The sequence below is a fragment of the Olivibacter sp. XZL3 genome (assembly GCF_004368405.1).
In the GTDB taxonomy this organism is placed as follows: domain Bacteria; phylum Bacteroidota; class Bacteroidia; order Sphingobacteriales; family Sphingobacteriaceae; genus Olivibacter.
In genome coordinates, this window is sequence record NZ_SBJH01000047.1 from 1 (window position 1) to 7,781 (window position 7,781).

Here is a 7,781-nt window from a genome sequence, read left to right on the forward strand (position 1 = left end):
AAGTGAGGGATTCGAACCCCCGGTCCTGTTACAGACAACGGTTTTCAAGACCGCCGCATTCGACCACTCTGCCAACTTTCCGGCACAAAAGTACAAACTCCGTCCATTTTAACAAATTTAATTTTACCTTTTTTAGATCGCGGAAAGTAACTCCTTCATTTGATGAAGATTAATTTTATGTGAAATAATAGGCGTGTTGAAATACGATGTAAAATGTATGCTCTTTGCGGGTTCAGCTTATAAGCACAGAGGTATCGGCTAAATTATGTAAAATATAAAGGATGCTTAATGTTCCCGCGTCAACAGATTCTGGGCGAACTCTATTAAAGGTAATTTCTTCTCAACAGCAAGTTCTATTGCATCTAAGGCGCGGTAGGCGTCTTTAGCAAACGCTATTTTCTTTTGGTTAGCCAACTCCTGTAAGCCCAGTTTGTCAAATATAGCCGTTACACGCTCTATTTTCCTTTTTTGTTCAAAATCTGTGGTTTCTATCCATTGCATTAGCTCCTTTTTGTCGTCTCCCTTTGCTAATTGTAAGGCGTTGATCAACAAATAGGTTTTCTTGTTTTCAATGATATCGCCTCCAACTTGTTTTCCGAACTTTAACGGATCTCCATATACATCCAGTATATCGTCCTGAAGTTGAAAAGCGATCCCCATGTTAACGCCGAAAGCGTATATATTTGCCCGGTCCTGTGCGCTTGCCTGCCCTAAAATCGCTCCCATCTCTAAAGCAGCACCCAATAGCACCGACGTCTTGAGTCGAATCATATGAAGGTATTCTCCTTCGCTTACAGTTGGTAATTTTTCGAAGTCCATGTCTAGCTGCTGTCCTTCACACACTTCTTGCGCCATTTTGTTGAAGACTTTCAAGAGCTCTGCAAGCTGCGTGGACTTACATTCCGCGAGTAACTGATAAGCTGTGATTAACGTCGCATCTCCGGACAAGATCGCTGTGTTGACGTCCCACTTCGTGTGAATGGTTTCCCGTCCCCTGCGTAAAGGAGCTTCGTCCATAATGTCGTCGTGCATCAACGTAAAATTATGAAACATTTCTACGGCTAAGGCTGCCGGAAGGCTCTCCGCTATTGCTGCACCGAACATATCGGCCGCCAACAGCGTAAGAACCGGTCTTAAACGCTTGCCGCCAATTCCCAAAAAATAGCTGATAGGTTCGTATAAGCTGATCGGATTGTCTGGAAAAGTCCTTTTGTCGAGTGCTTCGCTAATAATACGCTGTAACGCCACTATAGATTGCATGGGGCGAAGATAGAAAAATTAGTTTATATCAGTGATGCCCGGGTCAACTCATAAGTGTAAAGTCGATTTGACGCTTCGCCAAATTAACGGTTTTGACCTTGATCTGAACTTCGTCGCCCAATTGGTAGCGTTTCTTCTTACGCTGCCCGATAATGGCGTAATTCTTTTCATCGAGCGCATAAAAATCGTCGGTAATGTCTCGCAAGCGTACCATTCCTTCGCATTTATTCTCTTCGATCTCTACGTACATTCCCCATTCCGTTACACCTGATATGATCCCGGTATACACACTTCCAATCTGATCCTGTAAAAATTCAGCCTGCTTATATTTTACGGATGTCCGCTCGGCATCTGCTGCTTTCTTTTCCATTTGAGAAGCATGCGTACACATTTTCTCATACATCTCTTCATTCACGGGTTTTCCATTTGCTAAATAATGTTCCAGCAGGCGATGTACCATTACATCTGGATAACGTCTGATAGGGGAGGTGAAGTGGGTGTAATAGTCAAACGCTAAGCCGTAGTGACTGTGTTTTTTCGTCGTGTAAATCGCTTTGGCCATGGATCTGATAGCCAGCGCTGTCAACACATTTTGTTCTTTGGTGCCTTCTACATCATGCATTAAGGTATTTAACGACCTTGCTATTTCTTTTTCGGATTTCGTGTTCACTTTATATCCGAAGCGGGCGGCAAACTGTGCGAATGAAGCCAAGCTTTCTTCATTCGGAGCATCGTGGCTGCGATAAACGAAAGGTAATTTGTTTTTTCCGCGTCCTTGTTTGCCGATAAATTCGGCAACCTTTCTGTTGGCAAGGAGCATGAAGTCTTCAATCAGTTTATGGGCGTCTTTTCGTTCTTTGGTGTAAACGCCTAAAGGCTTACCATTTTCATCGAGCTTGAATTTTACTTCCGTAGATTCGAAATTGATAGCGCCTTGCTTGAATTTACGATCGCGAAGGATGTAGGCAAGTTTATTTAAAATTAAAAGTTCTTCGCTAAAGGGACCTTCTTTGTTCTCTAAAATTTCCTGCGCTTCTTCATAACTGAATCGCCTGTCTGAATGTATGATGGTTTTTCCAAACCACTGTTCCTTAACATGGGCTTGGTCATCCAATAGAAATACTGCCGAGAAACAGAGTTTGTCTTCATTCGGTCGCAGTGAACATAAATTGTTCGATAGCCTTTCGGGTAACATAGGGATTACGCGGTCGACAAGATATACAGAGGTTCCTCTTTCGAATGCTTCTTTGTCTAAAGCGGTGTCCGGTTGAACATAATGGGTTACGTCGGCGATATGAATGCCTACCTCATAGCTGCCATCCGACAGTTTACGGAAGGAAATGGCATCATCGAAATCTTTGGCATCTACGGGATCTATGGTAAAAGTTAATACTTCCCTAAAGTCTCTCCTTTTATCGATCTCTTCTTGGCTGATAAGGTCTTCGATTTGATCCGCTTCTTGTTCTACTGTAGATGGAAAAGCTAGTGGGAAACCGAAATCTGCTAATATGGCGTTCATTTCGGTATTGTTTTCACCCTGTTTTCCTAGGACATGTTTTACCTTGCCTATCGGGTTTTTGCTCCCTGTGGGCCAGTCGGTAATGGTTGCTACCACTTTATCCTGATCTTTTGCCCCATTTAAATCCTCTATAGGAATGTAGATGTCATGAAGCATTTTTCTGTCATCAGCAATTAAGAACGCGAAGCGCTTCGATATGCTGAGTATGCCAGTAAAATCATTCCTAAATCGCTCGATAATCTCTACAACTTCGCCCTCTTTTTTACGTCCTCTGCTCTTTTCGTAGACATAAACCTTAACCGTATCACCATGTAGGGCATTCCGAAGTTTCCTAGGTGCGACAAAGATGTCTTCTTCAAACTCATCATCGGTAACAATATAGGCGGAGCCATCGGCGGTCATATCCACTTTCCCAATAATAAACGTGTGAAGTTCCCGTAGTGTAAATTTACCCGGTTCAACTTCCTTGAACAAACCGGATTTAGATTTTGATTCTTCCTGAAGAATCGATAATATGGTGCTTTTTGAAGCGGGATCTGCGATATTCAATTTAGCAGACACCTGTTTATAATTTAAGGCCTTATTCCCTGATTTCTCGAACACATCGGCTATCAACTGAGAAAGTACCTGTTTAATTGCATTTGCTTTTTTTGTGGACATATATTAGCGCTTAAATAAGATACCTCAAGCTAAGGTAAGTGAATACTTGTCATTTTACATAACACCGAAATCCTTTAATAGTTCTAAATCAGTAGCAATTACGCCATGGACGCGCCTTTTATCGCTTTGCATTTATTGCATATACCGATCGCATTAACTGACACCTGATCGATGGTAAAACCCGACGGCGTACTGATGTTTGGTAGTTTAATCTCTTCTAAACAGTATACGCTATTGCAATTAGAGCAAGTGAAATGTACGTGCTCATCATGGTGTTCATGAACCTTGCACTGAGTAGAACAAAGGGCATAGGTGGCAGTTCCATGCAGGTCAAAAATTTTATGTATAATACCTTTTTCTTCAAAAGCACTTAAAACCCGATAGAGCGTGACTCTGTCAATATCGTCCCCTATAGATTTTTCTAGCTCCGGCTGCGAAGTCGCGGTGTCCTTGTTGAATATCTTCTCAAGGACCGTCAGTCTGGGCAGTGTGACTTTCAGGGCGTGCTTTCGTAAAATATTTTCAAAAGTCTTAACTTTCTCTTCTCTCATCACTATTTGTATTGAATATCAAAAACGAAAAACTTAAAAGAAATGCGCGTCGTTGCGAATTCAACTTTTCTTTCCGGCATTATGCTGCTTCCTAAATATGAGGTATAAACCAATGGCTACGAAGGGTATACTCAACAATTGTCCCATATTGAATGTCATGCTGTTTTCAAAAGCTTCTTGGTTTTCTTTAACAAATTCTACTATAAAGCGAAGTCCAAAAACCAACACCATAAAACAACCGAATAGAAACGCTGGTTTTTGGTGTTTACCCTGCTTATATAGGTTTAACAATAAAATGAATATCATTAGGTAGCCTACAGCTTCGTAGAGCTGGGCGGGGTGTCTCGGAACATTGTCGACCTGTAAAAACGTCACTGACCACGGAAGGTCAGTTGGTTTTCCAATGATTTCGGAGTTGAAAAAGTTGCCTGTCCGAATTAAGGCGCCAGAGAGGGCCGAAACGATGACCAAGCGATCCGCTACCCACCAGAAACTTAGTTTGGTTTTACGGCAATAAAGTAACAAGGCTATCATGATACCAATGGCGCCGCCGTGGCTGGCGAGCCCCTGAAACCCGGTAAAGGAAAGCTGGCCGTTTACGGTTCTAATCGGTAAAATCATTTCCAACAAATGATGCTTATAATAGTCAAATTCATAAAATAGGCAGTGACCTAGTCGGGCGCCCAATACCGTTCCTATAAATACGTAAATGGTAAGTTGATCCAATAGCTCTTGGGACTTCCCTTCCTTCTTAAAAATCCGTAGAAGTATTATGTAGCTTAAAAAGAACGCCAACATGAAACACAAGGTATAATAACGAAGGCCGAATCCGCCGATACGAAAAAATTCCGGCTCTATGTCCCAATGTATGCTTGATAAAAAACTAAACATGGATATCTGCGTATTTATATGATGTACAAACATAGATAAAATTGTTCAATATGCAATTGCGCAAGGCCGCTTAAGTAATTAACCAGTATTACCATAAGTGGCATTCGTTTTGAATCAACATAAGCTTGCAGGGATTCTGTTGCACCAAGTAGAGCGCCGTTTTTTGTGGCGTCCAGCCTTTGTGAACTAGAAGTTGGGTTTAAGCAGGTATTTGTCGTAAAACTTAAATATATGTCCCACCGCTTCCTCGGCTGTATCGACTAAGCGATATAGGTTGAGGTCTTCAGCGCTGATTTTACCTTCTTCAAGCATCCGGTCTTTTACCCAATCGAATAAGCCTCCGTAATACGATTTGCCTACCAAAACAATTGGAAAGCGGGCAATTTTACCTGTTTGTATTAAGGTAATAGCTTCAAAGAGCTCATCCATCGTACCAAAACCGCCGGGTAACACGATGTACCCTTGGGAATATTTCATGAACATGACCTTTCTCACAAAGAAGTAATTGAACTCTAATAGTTTATCTCGATCAATATATTTGTTGTGAAATTGTTCGAAAGGGAGTTCAATGTTCAGTCCAACAGACTTTCCGCCCGCTTCATATGCGCCTTTGTTTGCAGCTTCCATAATGCCGGGGCCACCGCCTGAAATGACACCGTAGCCCCTTTCGGTAAGCAAACGGGCGCAAGCTTCGGCGGTTTTGTAATCTGCATGATCTCTTGACGTCCGGGCGGAGCCAAAGATAGATACGCACGGGCCTATTTTTGCCAGTTTTTCAAAGCCCTCAACAAATTCGGCCATGATTTTAAAAATTTGCCAAGAATCTTTGACCTTGATTTCTTGCCAGGTTTTGTTCTCAAATGCTCTTCTTATCTTATCTTCACTTGTCAGCATACGAATAAATTTCAAATGATAATTAGTTTCTTTTTCGTCTAGTAACTGTTTTCTGCTAATGTAATGAAATTTTTTACCTTTTTATCTATGAACTTTTCTGTTGGTTTTCGCTTACCTTTGTGTTATGAATTTTTCTTCTAAGCTATTAGAGAACGCTGTTAATGAGTTTAGTCGTTTACCCGGTGTGGGGCAAAAAACGGCGTTGCGCTTGGTGCTGCATTTATTGAATCAACAGGCAAATGATGTAATGAGGTTTAGTGATGCACTAACAAAACTGAAGTCGGAAATATGTTATTGTTCTGTTTGCCACAACATTTCGGATGAGGCGATATGTGAAATCTGTAGCGCGCCAAAGCGGGATAAGGGATTGATTTGTGTCGTGGAAGATACACGAGATGTTATGGCCATTGAAAACACCAACCAGTTTAACGGTGTATACCATGTTTTAGGAGGTCTGATTTCGCCAATGGATGGTGTGGGCCCTTCCGATCTAAGTATCGAAAGTTTAGTAAGCCGATTGCGCGAAAGCGAAGTGCATGAAGTTATTTTGGCGCTCAGTGCGACCATGGAAGGAGATACCACTATTTTTTACCTATATAAAAAGCTGAAAGATTTTAATATTCAGGTAAGCACGATTGCGCGGGGAATAGCTTTCGGGGGAGAATTGGAATATGTAGATGAGGTAACGCTGGGAAGGTCAATCGCAACCCGGGTGCCTTATGAACGTAGTATAGCCTGAAAGTACTTCCGTTAGGTGGTTCGCTTCCTTAAGGACCTTATATTGTGCACTAGTAAAAGATATGACGAATAAAACAATTATTATAACAGGAGCTTCATCCGGCATTGGATTGGCTTTGGCTAGAGAATTGGCTATGCGGGGAGCAAATCTGGTGTTGGCCGCCCGCAAATACGTTACCCTTTGTCAGCTCGCTCAGGAACTGGAACGGGATTTTCAGGTTCAGGTAGTGGCTATACAATGCGACGTGGCGAAAGAAGAAGATTGCAGACAGCTCATAGCACAGGCTTTATTGACGTTTAAAAAAATAGACGTTTTAATAAATAATGCTGGTTTAAGTATGCGGGCTTTGTTTAACGAATTGGATTTATCGGTGCTCCATCATTTAATGGACGTAAACTTTTGGGGGATGGTGTATTGCACGAAATATGCTTTACCCGCCTTACTTGAATCTAAGGGGTCGGTGGTGGGTGTTTCTTCGATTGCCGGCTATCGCGGCCTGCCGGGGCGTACAGGCTATTCTGCCTCTAAATTCGCAATGAACGGCTTTATGGAATCATTACGTGTCGAAAATTTAAAAACAGGTTTGCACGTGATGGTGGCCTGTCCGGGCTTTACCGCTTCCAATATCCGGAGTACAGCGTTGAATAAGGACGGGATGCAGTTTGGAGAAACCAGTATGCAGGAAGAAAAGATGATGACCGCCGAGGAGGTAGCCCGGAACATAGCGGATGGCATAGCAGCGAGAAAGCGAACGCTGATCATGACCGGCCAGGGAAAACTGGCGGTATGGATGAATAAATTTTTTCCTGCTTGGGTAGATAAAAAGGTGTTTTCTCTCTTCGCTAAGGAGAAGGATCCTTTAATCAAAGCTTAAAGCCTAATCCCAAAGCATAATGCCGAAAATATTTGCAAATATGGATCGAATTAACCATATTTGCTATACAAAGTATGAAAACAACATTTGCTCATATAAACTGGTGGTGGCACAAAGGATAACTTTGTGGCAAAACCATTTTGTAGTGCGTCAAACATAAAATTAACAAAAAGGCTTGCCATATCGCAAGCCTTTTTTTGTGAAAATGTCTGTTTAGTGATCTATGTTGAGTTTTTGATGGCTTTATCAGGTTGTTAAACCCAGATTACGCGTTAGGAATTAAAACGAAAGAGAATGATCCAAAACAGGCATGAATGAGGTATACCGGGGTATGGTGAATGAGCTATTGAAATGGATGTAAAGGAGCATTTCATTGCAGTTCATGAGCTAATG

At 41.9% G+C, this 7,781-nt stretch carries 7 protein-coding genes; 2 read left to right on the forward strand and 5 right to left on the reverse strand.

Going from position 1 to position 7,781, the window contains the following annotated elements; genetic code table 11:
* Positions 1 to 285: 285 nt before the first annotated feature.
* The 5 genes from EPX21_RS11135 to EPX21_RS11155 all read right to left on the reverse strand — a co-directional run bounded on the left by EPX21_RS11135 (position 286) and on the right by EPX21_RS11155 (position 5,772).
* Positions 286 to 1,260: a polyprenyl synthetase family protein gene (locus EPX21_RS11135; protein WP_134089773.1), complete on the reverse strand. Its 975-nt coding sequence runs from the start codon at positions 1,258 to 1,260 to the stop codon at positions 286 to 288.
* 43 nt (positions 1,261 to 1,303) lie between these two features.
* Positions 1,304 to 3,439, reverse strand: a complete 2,136-nt coding sequence (gene rnr / locus EPX21_RS11140) for a ribonuclease R (RefSeq protein ID WP_134089774.1) — start codon at positions 3,437 to 3,439, stop codon at positions 1,304 to 1,306.
* 98 nt (positions 3,440 to 3,537) lie between these two features.
* Positions 3,538 to 3,990: a Fur family transcriptional regulator gene (locus EPX21_RS11145; protein WP_134089775.1), complete on the reverse strand. Its 453-nt coding sequence runs from the start codon at positions 3,988 to 3,990 to the stop codon at positions 3,538 to 3,540.
* 60 nt (positions 3,991 to 4,050) lie between these two features.
* Positions 4,051 to 4,881 carry a prolipoprotein diacylglyceryl transferase gene (lgt, locus tag EPX21_RS11150; RefSeq protein ID WP_134089776.1) on the reverse strand — a complete coding sequence of 277 codons (831 nt, stop codon included), beginning with the start codon at positions 4,879 to 4,881 and terminating at the stop codon, positions 4,051 to 4,053.
* 186 nt (positions 4,882 to 5,067) lie between these two features.
* Positions 5,068 to 5,772 carry a TIGR00730 family Rossman fold protein gene (locus EPX21_RS11155; protein ID WP_134089779.1) on the reverse strand — a complete coding sequence of 235 codons (705 nt, stop codon included), beginning with the start codon at positions 5,770 to 5,772 and terminating at the stop codon, positions 5,068 to 5,070.
* Positions 5,773 to 5,899: 127 nt separating this feature from the next.
* On the opposite strand from EPX21_RS11155, the gene recR reads away from it, so the two are divergent.
* Together recR and EPX21_RS11165 are read left to right on the forward strand one after the other, a co-directional pair.
* Positions 5,900 to 6,514: a recombination mediator RecR gene (gene recR / locus EPX21_RS11160; protein ID WP_134089777.1), complete on the forward strand. Its 615-nt coding sequence runs from the start codon at positions 5,900 to 5,902 to the stop codon at positions 6,512 to 6,514.
* 61 nt (positions 6,515 to 6,575) lie between these two features.
* Entirely contained in the window at positions 6,576 to 7,388 is an 813-nt protein-coding gene (locus EPX21_RS11165) for an SDR family oxidoreductase (RefSeq protein ID WP_134089778.1), read from the forward strand.
* Positions 7,389 to 7,781: the final 393 nt, after the last annotated feature.